13 protein-coding genes are annotated in these 19562 nt (G+C 67.6%); 7 read left to right on the forward strand and 6 right to left on the reverse strand.

The genetic code is table 11. The features are described from left to right. Window positions 1–49: 49 nt before the first annotated feature. Both CETAM_RS05140 and CETAM_RS05145 read right to left on the reverse strand, forming a co-directional pair. On the reverse strand, window positions 50–1027 hold the full coding sequence (locus CETAM_RS05140; RefSeq protein WP_197085802.1) for a right-handed parallel beta-helix repeat-containing protein: 978 nt from the start codon (window positions 1025–1027) through the stop codon (window positions 50–52). Window positions 1028–1306: 279 nt separating this feature from the next. Continuing rightward, window positions 1307–2644, reverse strand: coding sequence for an amino acid permease (locus tag CETAM_RS05145; protein ID WP_231587632.1), 1338 nt, complete (start codon window positions 2642–2644; stop codon window positions 1307–1309). A gap of 267 nt (window positions 2645–2911) precedes the next feature. Here CETAM_RS05145 and CETAM_RS05150 point away from each other — a divergent pair, with 267 nt between their 5' ends. From CETAM_RS05150 to CETAM_RS05160, 3 genes are all read left to right on the forward strand, one after another. Next, window positions 2912–5116, forward strand: coding sequence for a DEAD/DEAH box helicase (locus CETAM_RS05150; protein ID WP_156227613.1), 2205 nt, complete (start codon window positions 2912–2914; stop codon window positions 5114–5116). A 125-nt stretch (window positions 5117–5241) separates the two neighbouring features. Continuing rightward, window positions 5242–6171, forward strand: coding sequence for a hypothetical protein (locus tag CETAM_RS05155; protein WP_156227615.1), 930 nt, complete (start codon window positions 5242–5244; stop codon window positions 6169–6171). Between the two features lie 101 nt (window positions 6172–6272). Further along, window positions 6273–8069 carry a hypothetical protein gene (locus CETAM_RS05160; RefSeq protein WP_156227617.1) on the forward strand — a complete coding sequence of 599 codons (1797 nt, stop codon included), beginning with the start codon at window positions 6273–6275 and terminating at the stop codon, window positions 8067–8069. A gap of 17 nt (window positions 8070–8086) precedes the next feature. Here CETAM_RS05160 and CETAM_RS05165 read toward each other — a convergent pair whose 3' ends face one another. The 3 genes from CETAM_RS05165 to putP are packed head-to-tail and all read right to left on the reverse strand — an operon-like array spanning window position 8087 to window position 10866. Further along, entirely contained in the window at window positions 8087–8557 is a 471-nt protein-coding gene (locus tag CETAM_RS05165) for a DUF2269 domain-containing protein (protein WP_156227619.1), read from the reverse strand. A 31-nt stretch (window positions 8558–8588) separates the two neighbouring features. After that, a complete protein-coding gene (locus CETAM_RS05170; RefSeq protein ID WP_156227621.1) occupies window positions 8589–9236 on the reverse strand; it encodes an HNH endonuclease family protein in 648 nt (215 codons plus the stop codon). 52 nt (window positions 9237–9288) lie between these two features. After that, window positions 9289–10866 (reverse strand): sodium/proline symporter PutP, encoded by a 1578-nt coding sequence (gene putP / locus CETAM_RS05175; protein ID WP_156227623.1) that lies wholly within the window; start codon window positions 10864–10866, stop codon window positions 9289–9291. Between the two features lie 189 nt (window positions 10867–11055). Here putP and CETAM_RS05180 point away from each other — a divergent pair, with 189 nt between their 5' ends. The 4 genes from CETAM_RS05180 to CETAM_RS05195 are packed head-to-tail and all read left to right on the forward strand — an operon-like array spanning window position 11056 to window position 18784. Then, complete coding sequence (locus CETAM_RS05180; protein ID WP_156227625.1) at window positions 11056–14154, forward strand: DEAD/DEAH box helicase; 3099 nt, start codon at window positions 11056–11058, stop codon at window positions 14152–14154. After that, a complete protein-coding gene (locus CETAM_RS05185; protein ID WP_156227627.1) occupies window positions 14155–14982 on the forward strand; it encodes an SWIM zinc finger family protein in 828 nt (275 codons plus the stop codon). It abuts the gene before it with no gap. Then, window positions 14979–16127, forward strand: a complete 1149-nt coding sequence (locus tag CETAM_RS05190; protein ID WP_156227630.1) for a metallophosphoesterase family protein — start codon at window positions 14979–14981, stop codon at window positions 16125–16127. Before CETAM_RS05185 ends, CETAM_RS05190 begins: the two co-directional genes overlap by 4 nt. A 5-nt stretch (window positions 16128–16132) precedes the next feature. Then, window positions 16133–18784 carry an ATP-binding protein gene (locus CETAM_RS05195; protein ID WP_156227632.1) on the forward strand — a complete coding sequence of 884 codons (2652 nt, stop codon included), beginning with the start codon at window positions 16133–16135 and terminating at the stop codon, window positions 18782–18784. Window positions 18785–18791: 7 nt separating this feature from the next. Here the strand turns inward: CETAM_RS05195 and CETAM_RS05200 are convergent, their stop codons facing one another. Next, complete coding sequence (locus CETAM_RS05200; RefSeq protein WP_156227634.1) at window positions 18792–19550, reverse strand: amidohydrolase family protein; 759 nt, start codon at window positions 19548–19550, stop codon at window positions 18792–18794. Between the last annotated feature and the right edge of the window lie 12 nt (window positions 19551–19562).

Raw genomic sequence — 19562 nt, forward strand, 5'->3', positions numbered from 1 at the left:
AAAGCACGGATGGGCGGGGCGTCGAGAAGCGGGCAGTGCTCAGAATCCCTTAGGAAGACATCCCGAATGCCGGCTGCTGACCAGTCCTGCGGTCGTTGGCGCAACCGCCGTCGATAAGCTCGGCGCCGCGCTGGCCGTTGAGGGTGCCACGCTCGCCGGCGATGTAGCCGCCGGTGGAGCAGGTCAGGCCGTAGTCGCGGTTGGGGGTGTTGGTGGTGTTGCCCTTGACCTGGGAGGGGGCCTCGTTGTTGATGGGTTCGAAGCTCACGTCCGAGCCGTTGGTCGCCCGGATGCCGTCACCGGCGTTGTTGTTGATGGCGTTGTCGTAGACCTCGGCGTGAGAGCCGCGATCGACCTCGACGCCGTGGCCGGCGTTGTCGGAGATGTCGTTGCCGGAGATCCATGCGCCGGACCACTGTTTGACGATGATTCCCGGGCCGTCATTGTCCTTGATCGTGTTCGGCAGGTGTCCGCGGGTGGGCGCGGTGAAGCCGATGCGGGCGTAGGAATTCTCCTGGATGTTGATGCCGTAGCCGAGGTTGCCGGTGATGGTGTTGCCGCCGATCTGACCGGTGGAGTCCTTGTCCAGGTGGATCGCGCCGGCGCTGTCGGTGATGGTGTTGTCCACGATCGTCGCCGAGGCCGGTCCGGAGAGGTGCACGGCGTGCGCGCCGCCGGTGATCGTCAATCCTTTGAGGGTGAGTCCTGTGCCCTCGACGAAGAAGGTGAAGGACGCGGGACCGGTCGGGGGAGCGGAGGCGTCGGGGCCGGCGACGGTGGCGGTGCCCCGGCCGTCGATGGTCAGGTTCGTGGAGGTGCGCGGCACGAACACGGCTTCGTCACAGGTGCCGGACACCTGGAGGGTGGTGCCGTTGGCGGCCGCGAGGACGGCATCCGCCAGAGATTCGCTCGAGCAGTCGACGTTCACGGGGGTGGCGGTGGCAGAGGGGGAGAGGGCGACGAGCACGCTCAGTGCGATGGCGGGCACGGTGAGCAGGGAAGACAGCTTGCGGAGGGTGATGGCCACGGAGGTTTCTCCTTGAGGATTTTCAGGGAAGGCAGTGGAAGGATTTCTCATCACAGAAGGCATCTGGCTGTGACCTATTGCACGCTACATTTGGTATGTCATTATGACAATCATTCTTGGGGTACGGGGGTGGTTCCTAGGTGAGGAAAGGAGAAGGGCGCGATCTCCACACCGCAATCACCGACAGAAAGCTCCGTATGTTCGAGAGCATGTACTTGTCTGAGTGATCGCGCCGTTGAGATCGCGCCCTTTGGCTGCAGGTCCCGCAGCTCCCGGAGTTTAGACAGCCACCCCCTGCACCTTCGGCCTGCCCGTCACGTAGTAGAGCGCCGTCATCAGCACGAGGAAGCCGACGCCGACGCCGAGGGCGAGGTGGTACTGGTCGAGCCAGAGCATGATGCCGAAGGTGAAGATGATGAAGGCGATGGCGAAGTACTGGCCGTAGGGCCAGAAGGGGACCGGGAACTTCAGCTCGGTCACTTCCACCGGACTCATGTGGCGTCGGGAAGCGACCTGCGCCAGCAGGATCATCAGCCACACGTAGATGGTGGCGAAGGTGGCCAGCGAGGCCACGATCTCGAAGACCCGGTCAGGCAGCATCGCGTTGAGGATCGTGCCCAGAACGAGGGTGAGCAGCAGGATGGCGGTGGTCATCACGGGAACGCCGCGGAGGGTGCGGGCCATGGCGCGCGGCGCGAGGTTCTGCTTGGCCAGGCCGGTGAGCACGCGGCCGGCGCCGAAGAGGTCGGCGTTGATGGCGGACAGCGCCGCGGTGATGACCACGGCGTTGAGCAGCGCGGCCGCCCAGTTGACGCCGAGGGTGTCGAAGATCTGGACGAAGGGGGACTCCTCGCCGGTGATGGTGCGCCACGGGTTCAGTGCCAGGATGACCAGGATCGCGCCGACGTAGAAGAGCAGGATGCGGGCGGGGACGGTGTTCACGGCACGCGGGATGGCGCGCTCCGGGTCCTCGGCCTCGACGCCGGCCACGCCGATGATCTCGGTGCCGCCGAAGGCGAAGAGCACCAGGATGAAGGCGGCGATCATGCCCTCGACGCCGTTGGGGAGGAAGCCGCCGTCGTTCCAGAGGTTGTCCAGGCCGACGTTCTGGGCGGAGTCACCGAGCCCGAAGGTGAGGATGGCCGCACCGCCGATGATCATGGCCACGACCGCCCCGACCTTGATGATGGTGAACACGAACTCCAGCTCACCGAAGCTGCGCACGCTGGCCAGGTTCGCGGCGCCGACGATGAGCAGCGTCCCCGCCACCCACACCCACTGCTGGGTGTCCGGGAACCAGAAGCGCATGTAGATGGCGATGGCGGTGAGGTCGGCGAGGCAGACGATCATCATCTCGAAGGCGAACATCCAGCCCGTGATGTAGCCGGCCCAGCCGCCGAGATGCGCCCGGGTGTACTCGGCGAAGGAACCTGTCACCGGCATGCGCACGGCCATTTCGCCGAGCGCGCGGAGCATGAAGTACACCACCGCGCCGCCGAGCAGGTACACCAGAAGCACGGAGGGGCCGGCCGCCTGGATCGCGCCGGCCGAGCCGTAGAACAGGCCCGTGCCGATCGCGGATCCCAGCGCGATGAAGTGGATGTGCCGGGCCTTCAGGCCGCGTCGTGTGACGACGGTCGTGGACTGCGCCGCAGCAGGTCCAGAGACCGGGGCAGCAGAGGTTTCGTTCACGGGTGATCCTTTGCCGGGGGAGCTGTCGGGAAACTGGAAGAATTGCAGGTAATACCTTACGCCGGGGTGTGCGCGGGATGGAAGCCGCGGGACGGACGGGGAGGGTGAGGGGGCGTCGAGAAGCGGGGTGCGACGCAGAACACCCACCATGAAATGGTCTTTTGGCTCGAAGTCGCGTACTCTGATCAGGCAATGAGCAACAGTGATATCGCTACCGGCGGCGCAAACGAGCCGGATGACATGAATCTGTCGGAATCACAGAACAACCCGCAGGGTGAAGCAGCGCAGGCTGCATCCGCCTCCACCGGGCCGCTGACAGTCGAGGATCTGATTGATCCCGACGTCCCGGCTCAGGCGGATCAGGACACCAGGGACGCGGATACTTCTGAGGCTGCCGACTCCAGGACCGACAACCAGGTCCAGGACAGCGCTGAAAATGACAACACTGCAGAAGCAGACAAGAACGAAGCCTCAGAGGAGAAGGGTGAGGGCAACGGGTTCGACAACCTGGGCCTCCCCGACGCAGTCCTCCGTGCGGTGAAGAAGGTGGGTTACGAAACCCCCTCCGCAATTCAGGCTCAGACCATTCCCGTCCTCATGGAGGGCAACGATGTGGTCGGTCTCGCACAGACCGGCACCGGCAAGACGGCTGCGTTCGCGCTGCCGGTCCTGGCCCGCATCGACATCGAGGACCGTTCGCCGCAGGCGCTGGTCCTCGCACCGACCCGAGAGCTCGCGCTCCAGGTCGCCGATTCCTTCCAGTCCTTCGCGGATCACCTGGGCAAGATCAGCGTCCTGCCGATCTACGGTGGCCAGGCCTACGGCATTCAGCTGTCCGGTCTGCGTCGCGGCGCCCAGATCATCGTGGGTACCCCGGGTCGTGTCATCGACCACCTGGAGAAGGGCACCCTCGACATCTCCCGTCTGCGTTTCCTCGTCCTCGACGAGGCCGACGAGATGCTCAACATGGGCTTCCAGGAGGATGTCGAGCGCATCCTGCGGGACACCCCGAGCGAGAAGCAGGTCGCACTGTTCTCGGCGACGATGCCCAACGGCATCCGTCGCATCTCCAAGCAGTACCTGAATGACCCGCACGAGATCACGGTCAAGACCGAGACCCGGACCAGCACCAACATCACGCAGCGCTTCCTCAACGTCGCGCACCGCAACAAGCTGGACGCGATCACCCGCATCCTCGAGGTCACCGAGTTCGACGCCATGATCGTGTTCGTGCGTACGCGCCACGAGACCGAGGAGATCGCCGAGAAGCTGCGCGCCCGTGGATTCTCCGCGGCCGCCATCAACGGTGACATCGCCCAGGCACAGCGTGAGCGCACGATCGATCAGCTCAAGGACGGTCGCCTGGACATCCTGGTCGCCACCGACGTCGCCGCCCGCGGCCTTGACGTCGATCGCATCAGCCACGTGTTCAACTTCGACATCCCGAATGACACCGAGTCCTACGTCCACCGCATCGGCCGCACCGGCCGTGCAGGCCGTTCCGGCGAGGCGATCCTCTTCGTCACCCCGCGTGAGCGCCGCATGGTGCGTGCCATCGAGCGCGCCACCAACGCACCGCTCACCGAGATGGAGCTGCCTTCCGTGGACGACGTCAACGAGGCCCGCAAGGCCAAGTTCGCCGACACCATCACCGAGGCTCTTGAGTCCCAGCAGCTGGACGTGTTCCGCAAGCTGATCAAGCGTTACGCCGAGGAGAAGGATGTCCCGCTGGAGGACGTCGCCGCAGCCCTGGCTGCACAGGCCCAGGCCGGCTCCGACTTCCTGATGAAGGACCTGCCGCCGGAGCGTCGCCGCGAGCGTACCGACCGCGACGACCGTGGCAGCCGTGACCGCGATCGCGGTGAGCGCCGTGAAGGTGGTCGCTTCGAGGACCGGGGCGAGCGCCGTGAGCGTGCCCCCCGTTCCGACCGTGACGGTGACTTCACCACCTACCGCCTTGCGGTGGGCAAGCGTCAGAACGTCCGCCCGGGTGCCATCGTCGGCGCCCTGGCCAACGAGGGTGGCCTGTCCAGCAAGGACTTCGGCCGCATCACCATCGCCACCGACCACACCCTGGTCGAGCTGCCCAAGGACATGGATCCCTCCGTCCTCGGCCGTCTGTCCGCAACCCGGATCTCCGGTCAGCTCATCAACATCGAGGCCGACTCCGGTGCCGTCCATCCCCCTCGTGGTGGTGGCGACCGTGGCGGTGACCGTGGCGGTTTCCGCGGCGGCGATCGTGGTGGATACCGCGGCGGCCGTGATGACCGCGGTGGCGACCGTGGCGGTGACCGTGGTGGTTTCCGCGGCGCCCGTGATGATCGTGGTGGTTTCCGCGGCGGCCGTGATGACCGCGGTGGCGACCGTGGCGGCCGCTCCGGCGGCTGGCGCGACTAGCACCGACTGACTCGACCCCCGTCTTCTCCGATCCGGAGGAGACGGGGGTTTCGTCGTCCCCCTGTTCGAGGCGGTGTGGGGAGGCTGCCCGGCCCATGTCGGGTCCGTGTGCTGGAATGGCACACATGGATCGAGTGAGGTACCTCGTCGAGACGGCCCGGGAGGTCGCCCACATTCCGGAGGCGGGGCGGCGTGCCGCCGTCGAGCGGTGGTTGCTCGAGTATGCGGCGCTCAATGTCCACCTGGACGTGATCCAGGCGGTGGTGGTGGCCGAACAGCTGGCACGCCGTTACGGCTACTGGGCCATCACTGATGAACGGTCCTGGGACCGGCTGTGCCGGGTTCCGCTGCGCACGGAACTCGAATGGTCCCTCGACGGGGTCTATCCGGCGGATTTCGCCCGCCCGATCTCCACCCCCGGCCCCCGGGACGGGGAAGTGGAACTCTTCCTGCCGGAGGACGTTCCGGGCGCGCCGCTGGATGAGCGGAGTGAGCTGGTGGGGCACCGCGATGTCGCCGCGCCCGAGGTCCCCGTGCCGGACTTCATGGACTTCGCCGACTGCGTGGGGGAGCGGGAACGGGCGATGCTGGGCAAGATCGTGGAAGTTCATGGCCTGGTGCGCTGGGAGGTCGACCTTCCGGGGGGCCTGCCCTGCCAGCTGGATTTCGAGGACCCGGAGGAGACCGAGATCTACGGGGGTGAGATATATTTCCACCTCAACATCAGCCCTTTCGCGGCGAACCGTGGCGTCATGGGCATGGTCCTGCAGTTGACCGCCGAGTTGATGGTCCTCTACCTGCTCGGGGTGCTCGAGGACCCCGGGGACGTGGAACCCGACGCCAGGGAATGGGCGAGTCCGCTGGAGCTGGAACTCGCCGCCTGGCTGGCGGGCCGGCGCCTGCGGCTGGATGCACGCACCGGCCCGGTGGCCGCCGGGTGGTTGATGGACCCGCATCTTCCGGCCCCGGAGGAGCTGCGCTGGGCCCTGGTCTTCGATGTGGCGGAGGCCGTCGAGGGGACGTTGCTGGGGCACCGGTATCAGGTCAACGATTGACCCCGGGGGTGGGGTAGTCCTCTTATTCGAGGTTCAGATGAAACATGTCGTGGGCACATGTTGAAGTATGAAGTATAAGAACACAAACATGAGGAGTCCCGGTGGACCCGTACGACGCTATCAATGTGCAGCTCACCCATTTCGTCCCCTCCGGTCATCGGGGGCTGGTGCGACGGTGGATGCTGGCTTTCCTGGTATCCAACCCCCGGCTCCCGATCTTCGTCGCGGCCCAGGCAGGATGTCAGTTGCTCAGCCGGTGGGGAACGGACGTCCTCCAGGAGAACCGCGACGAAAGCTGGACCACCACTCCGCTCCCCGCCACCCGGACCGAATGGGAGTCCGACGGCTACCGTGTGCCGGACCATGCCCAGCCCTTGGTGCTCACCCACCTCGACGGCTCACAGGTGGAACTGTTCCTGCTTTTTGACGTCGAACTGGTCAACGAGGAACGTGTAGGCACCGTCGATCACACGGCGGTGCGTGAACCGGCCGAACCACACGAACTGGCCCCCACCCTGTCTGAATTCTCCCTTCACCTGGGAGAACGGGAACGTGCCGCCCTGTCGTACCTGTGGCGGCTCGGCGCGACCCTCAACTGGGCCACGGGTGGAGACTCCGGAACCCCGGGCTGGATAGAAGAAGCCCACCATGGTCGCCCGTGCCGGCCTTGTCCGGAGGTCCGTGGCGAGGACGCCTGCTACCGCATCGTCATCCACCCGGACGTTGAGAGGACCGGGGTGATGCCTCTGGTTCTCGAGCTGGTGGCGCAGCTGCTGGGCAACTGGGTGCAGGGGCGTCGGGAAGGCACCCCGCGGCGCAGCATTCCCCTCGAGCAGATCTCGGACGCGGAGGTGGCCGTGGTCAGCCATCTCGTCGCCCTGCGTCTGGGCTTCGGCAGCCGTCATCTCGTCGGTGATCTGGATGTGCCCGACGGGATCGACTGGGGCCGGGTGGTGGAGACCGCCCAGGTCATGGAGGACCTGCTCCAGGGCCTGCCCAACCCGTTGCTGCCCCTCGCCGGCACGACCGAGGGCACACCGACGGAACCCCGGCTGCTGTTGCAGGACCCGTTCCGGGAGGTCGGTCGCGAGCTGAACTCGCGGGAGAACAGGCGGGAGAGGGAGATCGCCGAACGCTGGATCCTGGATTTCGTGGCCGGGAACGGCCGCTTCCCCTTGCCGACCGCACTTGCCCTGGGCTGGCAGCTCTACCACCGCTGGGGTACCGGGGTGGTGGGCGATCCCTCGCGGCAGGACTGGGTGGGCACCATCGAGCTGCGTTCAGCGGCGGAGTGGAAGGTCCGCGGCTGGGTGCCCCGCCCGGATGCCGTGGAGCTGGTGGTTCCGAGCGGACACGGCCGTGAGGTCCACTATCTTCTGCGTGATGATGTCCTCATCGCCGACCGCCTTGCCGCCCTGGAGTCCAAGGCGGAAGCCGAGCCGCACAACTCGGCGTTGTTCCGTCCCGGCCCCGACGACGCGCCCGCCCTCAGGGAGTTCGCGGAGCTGGTTCCGTGGCGTGAACTGCAGATGCTGCGCAACCTGTGGCGCAACCGGATCCTCCCGTGCCTGCCCACCTCGCAGGCCGCTCCAGACGGGGCCGGCCCGACGCATCTGCGTCTTGAGGTTCCCCACCGCGAGGACCAGAGTGTGACCCTCAGCGTGATCGGGCTGCTGGCCACGAAGTTCCTGACCCATGAGATGGACGCCTCCCCCGTCTGCGGGTTGGAGGGTGCCCTGGTGGCCGACATCGTGGCCCGCCGTCTCGGGGTGGACTACACACCCTCCCCACTCGTGGAGGAGGCACTCAGCCGGGGCGCCTCGATACAGTTCCGCTGGGACGTCGTCTATCAGGCGGCCGCGACGGTGGAGAACATCCTCTCCGGCTTCCCCGACTGAGACGGGAGCACTGCGTCCTAGACGTACATGAGGACGAACATGATCAGCCAGAGCAGGGAGAAGATGCCGCCGAACATGGACAGCTGCTTGCGGGCCTTGTCCCAGTCGGCGACGGTGTCGGCCTCGGGGTCGTGATCGGCGGCGTCGAGAAGCCCGAGCGCACCCATCATCTTCTTCTGGCGCGGGATGATCAGCACCAGGAGGATGATCCACGCGACGACCGCGAGGGGCAGGGCGATGTGGAACTGTCCCTGGCTCCAGTAGGCCGAGTTGGTGAACATGATGGTCACGCCCAGCAGCGGGACGACCGCAGCAAGCACACCGTAGGTGCTCGACAGCTTGTGCAGGATCTTCGCGGCGCCGGCGGCACGGGCGTCACCTCCACGGGCCTTCATCGCCTGGACATGGAAGGTGGAGACGGCGAAGGTCACGGGGCCGATGAAGAGTACGGCCGCCAGGACGTGCAGGGCGATCAGGATCGTGGTCATGCGGGGTGTCAGAGCCTTCCGGGGCTTGTGATCAGGGTCGAAGTACCATCGACCACCCTAACCAGTCCCTGGGGAAGATGCTCATTCTGCAGGCCTTCCGCATCGCCCGGATGTCCCCGGCCGGCAGCGGCAGCTCGTGGGTCGCGGCGACGAGCGCCAATCGACGCGCGTACCAGCAGCGTGAGCCCCGCTCCGTAGGCTGCCAGCCGGTGGGCAGATGGTCGGATTTCTCCCGGTTGGCGGTGCGCGAGGTGGCCGCGAGGTTGAGCGGGTCGTTGGCGAATGCTTCCCGGCGTTCCCGCTCCCACCCGTACGCCCCCAGGTCCCACGCCGCGGAGAGCGGGAAGATGTGGTCGATCTCGACCTCCCCCCTCAGATCCAGCACGTCGCCGGTGTAGGGGTCGGTGCCGGTGCCGGCGGTGACGCGGCAGTCGTGGAGGACGCCGCCGGCGTCGGCAAGCGTGGCCTCGCGGACGGTGCACCCGGCGCTCGGCGCCCACCCGGGGCCGAACATGTCCCGGTCATAGCCCAGCACGCGTGGGCGCTGCGGCACCTCCTCGACGTGGGGGAGCAGGGCGTCGAGCGTCGGCAGCGCCGGATCCTCGCGTTGCGGGGAGGGGAGGACCAGAATCACGGTGACGCAGATGAGCAGCAGCAGGTAGATACGGAAAGGCCTCACACCAGTATTGGACTGGCGTGAGGCGGCGGAGGTTCCGTGCTGCAGGCGGGTATCAGGCCCCGCTGCCCTTGACCTGCGCGGCGGCGGTCTCGATGTCCACGTCCTTCTCCTCCTCGAAGACCCGGGACAGGTGGGTGGCCTGATCGAACTCGGCGCTGACCTCCTCCTTCGGCGGGGTGGTCAGCAGGGTCACCACGATCATGACCACGGTCGCGGAGATGAAGCCCGGGACCATCTCGTAGATGATGTCGGAGCCGCCGAGGTTGCCCCAGGCGAACACGACGACGGCACCGGTGATCATGCCGGCGATGGCGCCGGGGGCGTTGAGGCGCTTCCAGTACAGCGAGGCCAGGACGAGCGGGCCGAAGGCGGAGCCGAAACCGGCCCAGGCGAAGCCGACCAGTCCCAGGATGCTGTCGGAGGGGTTGACCGCGAGGACACCGCCGATGACGGCGACCGCGATGACGGCGGTGCGCGACAGGTTGATCAGCACGTTCTCACTGGGCAGACGCTTGGCCACGATCCTGTACAGGTCCTCGACGAGGGAGGAGGACACGACCAGCAGCTGGGAGGACATCGTGGACATGATCGCCGCGAGCACCGCGGTGAGCACCAGGCCGGCGATCAGCGGGTGGAAGAGGATGCGGCCCATGTCGAGGAAGATCGTCTCGAAGGCGAACCGGTCGGTGACGGAGATGTCCGGGTTCTGGGAGAAGAAGACGGTGCCGATCAGGGCGGTGAAAGTCGCGCCGGCGATGCACAGGAACATCCAGCTGACGCCGATCCAGCGGCCCTGTTTCGCTTCGGCGGGGCTGCGCAGCGCCATGAAGCGCACCAGGATGTGCGGCTGGCCGAAGTAACCCAGGCCCCAGGCCAGGTTGCCGATGATCGCGGCCACGGAGACGCCCGCGATCATGTCGAAGTAGGTCGGGTTACCCACGCCGTCGGTGTACGGGCCGTAGTCGTTGCTGGCGGCCCAGGTCCAGATGTCGGAGGGGTTGTCCAGGGCGATCAGCGCCATCGTGGGCACGATGATCAAGGAGGCGAACATGATCATGCCCTGCACCGCGTCGGTGTAGGACACGGCCAGGAACCCGCCGATGAAGGTGTAGGCGACGGTGACGGCCGCGACGATGAGCAGGCCGTTGAGGTACTCGCCGCCGAAGGTGGCCTCGAAGTAGCGGCCGCCGGCGACCATGCCGGAGGAGACGTAGAAGGTGAAGAAGAAGATGATGATCAGCGCGGAGATGATCCGCAGCGCGCGCGAGCGGTCGCGCAGCCGGTTCTCGAAGAAGCTGGGCAGCGTGATCGAGTTGTTGGCCACCTCGGTGTAGGAGCGCAACCTCGGCGCCACCCACTTCCAGTTGGCCCACGCGCCGAGCAGCAGGCCCACGGCGATCCAGAGCTCGGAGAGGCCGGTGACGAACAGCGCGCCCGGCAGGCCCATGAGCAGCCACCCGGACATGTCCGAGGCGCCGGCGGACATCGCCGCCACGAAGGGGCTGAGCCCGCGGTCGGCGAGGACGTAGTCGTCGTACTTGTCGGTCTTGGTGTAGCTCCAGTAGCCGATGGCCAGCATCAAGGCCATGTACAGCACGATGGCGATGATGAACCAGGTTGTCTCTGACACTGATCAGGTCCTTTCAATTCTGGGGTGTTGAACCGAAACGTATGTGAGGTGCCGGTGCGGCCCAAATCATAGATGCCCCAATTTTACTGTGAGCTGGATCATGTTGTCGGAGTTTGTGCAGACCAGGCTGGCCATATCCAGTCTCTAACGAAAGGGTAACGATCAGCCCCGGATGGTAGAACTGTCCTTATGCCTTCGTTCCTCCTGCACGGTCTCTGGATGCCCTCCGGGTTGCATCTCTGGGTCGAGCAGGTCTCGGGACGCCGGGTGATCCTGCCTTCCTCTGCCCCGGAGGAGGCGTTTCCGCCGGCCGCCCGCTCGCTTCTCGACGACCGCTCCTACCGCCACCGCCTCGAGGTCGAGCTGCGTACCCCGCGGGGCCGTGCCGTGAAACTGCGGATCCCCACCGCCGCGTACGCCCCCGAACAGGCCGTGTCGGTGCTCAACCAGCTGTCCTTCCTCCTGTACCCCGGTGCTGCGGCGACGAAGGAGCAACGTGCGGCCATCGCCCCCGACCTCATGTGGCTGATCCAGATGAACGCCGGGCTGACCCGTTTCGTCCGCGCCGGCCGGGTGGTGCCCAAGCTCGTCTTCGAGGACGGTCAGTGGTGGCCGCACTGGCAGCTGGCCTCCGGGCTGGGGGAGAGGGGCTGGCTCGCCGAGATGATCGCGGCCGCCCCCGGCATCCTCACCGCCAACAACAGGGCGCTGGAGGAGATCGCCGATCACCTCGTGCACTGGATCGCCGCCGACCTGCTCTCCGATCTGGCCCAGTCCACCCGGCCCTACCCGTGGCACGACTTCGCCTCCTCCCTGATGAATTCCGCCCCCTTACGCCGCGGCGGGCCGGGCCTGCTGCGGGCGATCAACGACTGGAAGGACTCGATCACCGCCGTCGATCTCCAACTGGTGTTCATCGTGGAGGAACCCCCGCGCGATGACCCCGCGTCAGAGGAGTCCGGCGACCCGGACGACGCCACCTGGCCTGTGCGGGTGCATGTCCGCTCGGGAACCGACGCCCCCGTGCCGATCAGGGCCGAGGACCTGGATCGATCGAGCGTGGAGAAGCTCCGGATGGCGCAGCGCCGGGCGGTCGGCGTCACCGACCTGCTCAACCCGGACCTGCGCACCCGCAGCGCCGCGCGGCAGGAGGAACGCAACGGCGACTGGGACGTGCACCTGTCGACCAGCGAGATCGTCGATTTCATCGCCACGGCGGTGCCGAAGCTGCAATCCCAGGGCTTCACCGTCATGCTGCCCAAGGCCTGGTCCACCTTCGAGACGAAGGCCCGGCTGGAGACCTCCGAGATCAAGGACCCGGCCGTCGGCGCGACCCAGTCCCATTTCGGGCTGGAGAAGCTCGTCGAATACAACTGGCGGATGTCGGTCGGCGACATCGAGCTCACCGACGAGGAGATGGACCAGCTGGTCAAGTCGAAGTCCGGCCTGATCAAGCTGCGCGGCGAATGGGTCATGGCGGACACCTCCGCGCTGACCAGGATCAACTCCTACATGGAGCAGCTGGCGGAGACGTCGAGGAAGCGGCGTCGGAAAGAACTGGAGAAGGCCGCCGCGATCGCGGAACGGGCCCGCGCCCTGGACCAGCCCGGTTGGGAGGCGCTCCTCGCCGACGTGGAGCGCCGGCGCGAGGAGTTCAACCGCGAGGTGGCCGGCCCGCAGGGCCTGGGTGAGGTGACCCTGGCGGAACTGCGCCAGCTGGCGCTGGAGTCGATGGCGGAGGAACCCGTCGAGTTCACCGGTTCGACCTGGCACACGGCGCTGCTCGGCGGTTCGGAGACACTGGCCACGAAGGCCCCGCAGCGGGTGGACATCCCCGACACCGTCCACGCCGAGCTCCGCGAATACCAGCATCGCGGCGTGGACTGGCTGTACTGGATGTCGCAGAACAATCTCGGGGCGGTGCTCGCCGACGACATGGGCCTGGGCAAGACCCTCCAGCTGCTCACCCTGCTCGCGGTCGAACACGACCGGGGAGAGTCGGCAGGACCCACCCTCGTGGTGGCCCCGACCTCGGTGGTGGGCAACTGGGCCCGCGAGGCCGAGAAGTTCGTGCCCTCGCTGCGCGTGCTCGTCCACCACGGCTCGGACCGGCTCCGCGGGAAGGCGCTGGCCGCCCGGATCGCGGAATCGGATCTGGTGGTCACCAGCTACGGCATCGTCGGCCGTGACTTCGGCGAGCTGGGGGAGATCCCCTGGGACCGGGTGGTCCTCGATGAGGCGCAGGCCATCAAGAACTCCGCCACCCGCGCCTCCCGCGCCGCGCGGTCCCTGCCCAGCCGGCACCGCATCGCGCTGACGGGCACCCCGGTGGAGAACCGCCTGTCGGAGATGCGCTCCATCCTCGACTTCTGCAACCCCGGTGTGCTCGGCTCGACGAGCTTCTTCCGCAACCACTTCGCCAAGGCCATCGAGCGCGAGCATGACGAGGTGATGACCGAGCGGCTGCGCCTGCTCACCGCGCCCTTCATCCTGCGGCGCCTGAAGACGGATCCCACGATCATCGACGATCTTCCGGAGAAGAGCGAGGTGATCGTCACCGTCGAGATGTCCACGGAGCAGGCCGCCCTGTACAAGGCGCTGGTGGAGGACGTGCAGAAACAACTCGAGCATCGCGAGGGCATCGCGCGCCGCGGTCTGGTCCTGGCGACCATCACCCGCATCAAGCAGATCTGCAACCATCCGGCCCAGTACCTCGGCGACGGCTCACCCGTCACAGTCAAGGGCAGGCACCGTTCCGGCAAGGTGGAGGAGCTCATGCGGCTCCTCCGCGAGGCGGTGGAAACCGACCAGCGCATGCTCATCTTCACCCAGTACAAGGCCTTCGGCGACATCCTCGTGCCCTACCTCTCCGAACGCCTCGGCGAGCAGGTGCCTTTCCTCCACGGCGGGGTGACCAAAACCGGCCGCGACCAGATGGTCGCCCGTTTCCAGTCCGGCGACGGCCCGCGCGCCATGATCCTCTCCCTCAAGGCCGGCGGCACGGGCCTGAACCTGACCGCCGCCAGCATCGTCGTCCACATGGACCGTTGGTGGAACCCGGCCGTGGAGAACCAGGCCACCGACCGGGCGTTCCGCATCGGCCAGCTGAAGGACGTGGCGGTGTACAAGATGATCACCGCCGGTACGCTGGAGGAATCCATCCAGGACATCCTCGACGGCAAAACCGAACTGGCCGGCGCCGTCATCGGCGAGGGCGAGGGCTGGATCACCGAACTGGGTCCCGAGCAGCTGGCCCAGCTGATGAGCTACCGCGGAAGGGAGAAGTAGATGCCCCGACGCCCCAGCGACGACAACGTCATCTACGCCAACTTCGGCGCGAAGACCCGCGTCAGCGGCCCGGAGGAGATCGCTGCGTCGACCACGCGGCGCCGCTCGTCGATGTCCCGCGCCGCGGAGATGCTCATCGACGTCGCCACCTCCCGCGCCGACCGCGGCCGCCTCACCCGGGGGCGCCAGTACGCGGAGGCCGGCCACGTCATCTCCCTGGAGATCCGCAACGGCCGGGCGCACGCCCAGGTCGCCGGCTCCCAGAACGAGCCCTTCTCCGTCACCGTCCAACTGCCCTACCGTTCCACCGACGATCTCGCGGTGGTCTCCGCGGAACTGGCACGCACCCCCAACGGCATGCGGCAGGCGCGCCGCGGCGAGATGTCCGAGAAACTGCTGCACGTCCTGCTCACCGACGACGTCCATGACGTCCGGCTCATCTGCGACTGCCCCGATCCCGCACCCGTGTGCAAGCACGAGGTCGCGGTGCTGGAGAAGCTCGCCGCGAAGATCGACGCCGACCCGATGGCCCTGTTCAGCTTCCGCGGGCTGGACCTTTCCGCCCTGGAACATGCCGTCATGGCGCAGGCCAGGGACGCCTCCCGGGAGGCCGAGATCGATCCCGAACTGTTCTGGACGGGACGCACGCTTCCTGACCTCCCCTCACCGCGGGTGTCCCCGGCCCTGGATGACTCCGACCTGGATCTCCTGCACAAGGCCATGCGCGCGATCTCGTACACGAACGTCGACCAGCTGCGGGCGGTCTCTGACATCGAAGACCTGTACGACCACCTGTGTCGGGACACCGTGCTAGACAATGAGTCATGACCTCCACCACCTTCGTCCACACCTCTGACCTGCAACTCGGCATGACCCGCTGGTTCCTCGACGCGGATGCCCAGGGGCGTTTCGATGACGCCCGGTTGCGTGCCATCGACCGCCTGGGGGAGGTCGCCGTGGAACACGGCGCGGCGTTCATCGTGGTGGCCGGCGACGTGTTCGAACACAACTCGCTTTCTGAGCGGGTGACCGGGCGCGCCCTGGAACGCCTGAGATCCCTACCGGTACCCGTCCACCTCCTGCCCGGCAACCATGACCCCCTGGTGGCGGACTCGATCTTCTACCGGACCGACGGGGAGGAGGGGGTCACGGTGCTGGCAGATTCCGAGCCCGTGACCGTGGCGCCGGGCGTGGAGATAGTCGCCGCCCCGCTGCTGTCCAAGCGGGCCACCACCGACCTGGTGCACCAGGCACTCGAGCCGTTGGCGCCGACCGACGGCATCCGGATCCTCGTCGGCCACGGTCAGGCGGAGTCCCGCTCCAACGAGATCACCCCGGACCTCATCGACCTGGCGGCCCTGGAAGCCCGGCTCGCCGACGGCACGGTGGACTACGCCGCGCTGGGCGACACCCACTCCGCCCAGCCGGTCGGCGACACCGGCCGCGTGTGGTACTCCGGCACCCCGGAAACCACCGACTTCCACGAGCCACGCCTGGGGCTGCAGGCCGGCGAGCACAACTCCGGCAACGCGCTGGTGGTCACGGTCTCCAAGTCCTCGGCCACCGACGCCACGGTCGAGGTGGCGGAGGTGCACGTGGGGGAGTGGACCTTCGAGGCCCTCGACCGGGAGCTGGCCTCGAAGGAGGACGTCGAGGAGTTCCTCTCCGCCCTGGACGCCTTCCCGAACAAGGACCGCACCGTGATCAAGTACGGACTTCGCGGCACCCTCACCATGTCGGCCACGCGTCGCCTCGAGACGGGTCTCGCGGAACGTCGCCCCGTCTTCGCGGCCCTCTACGAACGTGAGAGACTCACCGACCTGCACCTCGAACCGGGGGCCGAGGAGCTCGCCGCCCTGGGCGTCAGCGGTTTCGCCGCCGCGGCGCTCGCGGAGCTGGTGGACTCCGCCGAGGCCGACCCCACCGCGCGCGACGCCGTCAACCTGTTCTTCCGCCTGTCGAAGGAGTCCTAGAGTTCATGCGTATCCACTCCCTGACCATCGACAACGTCCGCGGAATCGAGCACCTCGAACTCCACGGGCTCCCCGAAACCGGCGTCATCGTCATCCACGGCGACAACGAACAGGGCAAGTCCACCATCATGGACGCCCTCAACGTGGTGCTCCACCAGAAGCACGGCGCGCAGAACAAGGTCACCAAGCCGTTGCGGCCGGTCCACCGGGACGTCTCCCCGTCGGTCTCCCTCACCGCGACCATGGGTCCGGTGACCTTCACCATTGAAAAGACGTGGTTCCGTGGCAAGAGCGCCCGGCTGACCATCACCTCCCCGCAGCGCGACACTTTCACCGGCGATCAGGCGGAGGCCAGGCTCGACGAGATCAAGAACGACCACCTCGACGCCGATCTGCTGCACACCCTCTTCCTGCGCCAGGACGACCCGGGCGGCAGCGTCGACACCGTCGGCATCTCCTCCCTGACCAGGGCATTGGACAGCGCCTCCGGAACGGAAGGCGCCCCAGGCACCGAGGACACCGGCCTGATCGCAGCCGTGGAGAAGGAATACACCCGCTACTTCACCGCGGGCACCGGCAAGGAGACCGACGAGCTCAAGACCGCCCGTGCGGACGTCGAGGCCGCCGAGACCGAACGCGCCGAGGCCCACGCACGTGCAGTGGAACTCGAGAGTTTCGTCCAGTCCCACGACCGGGCCGTCAGCGAGCGCGACCGGGCCCGGACAGAGCTGCCCGCCGCCGTCTCCGAGGAAGCCGAGCTGGCGGAGAAGGCCCGTCTCGCCGCCGAGGCCGACGCGAGGGCCGGGCGTCTGCGCGAGGAGCTGGAGCGCGCGGAGGGGAACCTGGAGCGTGCCAACGGCGCCGTCGAGCAACGGCAGTCGCTTGTTGACGCCGTGACGGCCGCCGCCGCCGACCTCGATCGACGCCGCGAGGGCATCGAGGAGACCACCGCCGCCGCGGCACACGAGGAGGCGCAGCTGACGGAGCTGGGGGCGCAGGTGAAGGCTGCCCAGATCCGGCAGCGTGAGGCGGGCGAACGCCTGCGCGCCGCGCGGGCCACCCGGCGACTGGTGGAGGCCGCCGCGCGCCGGGACGAGTTGGCGGCCCAGCTGGAGAAGGTCAGCGACCTCAACGAGCGGATCCGGGAGCTGCGCGAAAGGGCCGCCTCCCGGCAGGTCACCGACCAGGACGTCCGGGCGGTCGAGGAGGCGGCAGGGGAGGTCACCATCCAGCGGCGCCTCCGGGAACAGGCCGCCGCCAAGCTGCAGCTGACCTCCGCTTCCGCCACCACAGTGAGCGTCGATGGTCAGCCCCTGGATGTGGCTTCCGAGGGCGTGGCCGTGGAGCTGCGCGACGGCACCGAGGTCACCATCGGTGAGATCACCGCCCGGTACGTCGCAGGCTTCTCCGATTCAGTGACCGGGGAAGACCAGGTGGCTGCAGCGGAGATGAAGCTGGGCGATCTGTTGGCTGAACTGGACTGCGAAGATCCGGACGCCGTGCGCGCAGCCCGAGACGCCGCCCGGGAGATCAGCGATGAACTCTCCTCACTCACCCGCGACCGCACAACACTGCTCTCCGGCGAAGACCCCGAGTCCCTGGCTGCCGAACACGCCCGCCTGGCCGGGGAGTTGGCGGATGCTGACCTTCCGTCCGACCTGGACACCGCTGCCGCCGCGGCCCAGGTCCGCGAGGCGGAGGAGGCACAGGACTCCGCGGGTGAGGAGGTGACCACACTCGACGCCACCCTCACCCCGTGGCGCGACCGGAAGGCCAGGCTCGCCCTGACCGAACTGACCACCCGCATCGAGGCCGCCGAGGTCGCCCTGAACCTGGCGGAGGAGAATCTGGCGGCGGCGGAGAAGAAGGGGAGCGTCGCGGACCTGGCCGCCGACGTCGAGAAGGCGAGGGATGCCCGCCTCGCGGCCGCCGAAAGGCTCCGGTTGGCCGAGGCTGAGGTCGCCGCCGCAGACCCGAAGCTGGCTAAGAGCCTGCACGAGGGGGCCGTCGCACGGGTCGAGAGCCTGCGGGGGGCGACCAGTCGCGCGGACACCCAGCTCGCCGAGCTCAAGGGCCGCATCGAGATGGCCACCGGTGCCGCCGAAAGACTGGAGAAGGCCGAGGCCGCCCTGGAGGCGGCCCGGCGCCGACTGGATTCCGTGGACCGTCGTGCGCAGGCGGTGCGTCTGCTGCGGGAGACCCTCCACCGTCACCGCGACGTCGTGCGCGCACGCTATGCGCAGCCCTTCGCGGATCAGCTCGGCCGCCTGGCGCGTACCGTCTTCGGCCACGACGTCGAGTTCACCCTCTCCGAGGGGCTCGAGGTGACCAAGCGCAGCATCGGCGACAACACGGTGCCGCTGGAGGATCTCTCGGGCGGGGCGAAGGAGCAGCTGGCGATTCTCACCCGTTTCGCCATCGCCGGTCTGGTCTCCCAGGATTCGGGTGACGGGCAGGTGCCGGTACCCGTGGTCGTCGATGATTCGCTCGGTTCCACGGACCCGTCCCGGCTCCAGCTGATGTCGACGCTGTTCACGGAAATGGGCAAGAACTCCCAGGTCATCGTCCTGACGTGCGTGCCGCAGCGCTACGAGCGGGTCGTCGGGCGCACCGAGTACCCGATCGCGGAACTGAAGTCGACGGGCATGCTGCTGTAGGAACCACTCAGACAGGGCGTGGATCCCGGAGGTAGAGGTCGGCGGCGTTGTCCCACAGCACGGCCCCCAGCTGGGTGGGATCCACCGCGTGCCCGATGATCTCCAGGTCGGCGTCCTCGAAAGGCCGGCGGGCCCGGGTGGAGGGCAGGTCGGTGCCGGCCATGAGTGCGGTGGGGTCCACCGCCATGATCGCCCGGATGGCTTCGGCGGGGTCCATCCGGATGCGCCCGAACCCGGTGGCCTTCACCTTCGCCCCGCGTTCGACCAGGCGGAGGAGCTGTGGAAGTCCGTCCCCGTGCATGCCGAGGTGGTCGATGCTCACTGCCGGGAGTGCCGCGATCCGCTCCGACAGGCCGTCCAGGTGGCGGGCGTCGATGTAGAGCTCGGCGTGCCAGCCGGCGAGGTCATGGACCCGTCGGGCGAGGTGGTCGAGATCGTCGAGGGAGGCTGATCCGCCGCGCGCCACATTGAAACGGACCGCCCGCACTCCGGCCGCGTGCAGCGACAGGATCTCCTCGTCGCCGATGTCGGCCGGGATCTGGGTCACGCCCACGAAGGTGGGGCCGAGGGCCGTGAGGGCATCAACGAGATAGCCCTGGTCGAAGCCCTGGAAGGAGCCGGAGACCACCGCGCCGCCCGCCACGCCCAGCCCGCCGACGCGGGCCCGGTAGTCGTCGACGGTGAAGGGCGCCGGCAGGTAGCCGTTGTTCTCCACCATCGGATGCGCCGGGTCGATGACGTGCAGGTGCGCGTCGAAGATCCTCATGGCGTCATGCTA

The organism is Corynebacterium comes, from assembly GCF_009734405.1.
Classification (GTDB): Bacteria; Actinomycetota; Actinomycetes; order Mycobacteriales; family Mycobacteriaceae; genus Corynebacterium; species Corynebacterium comes.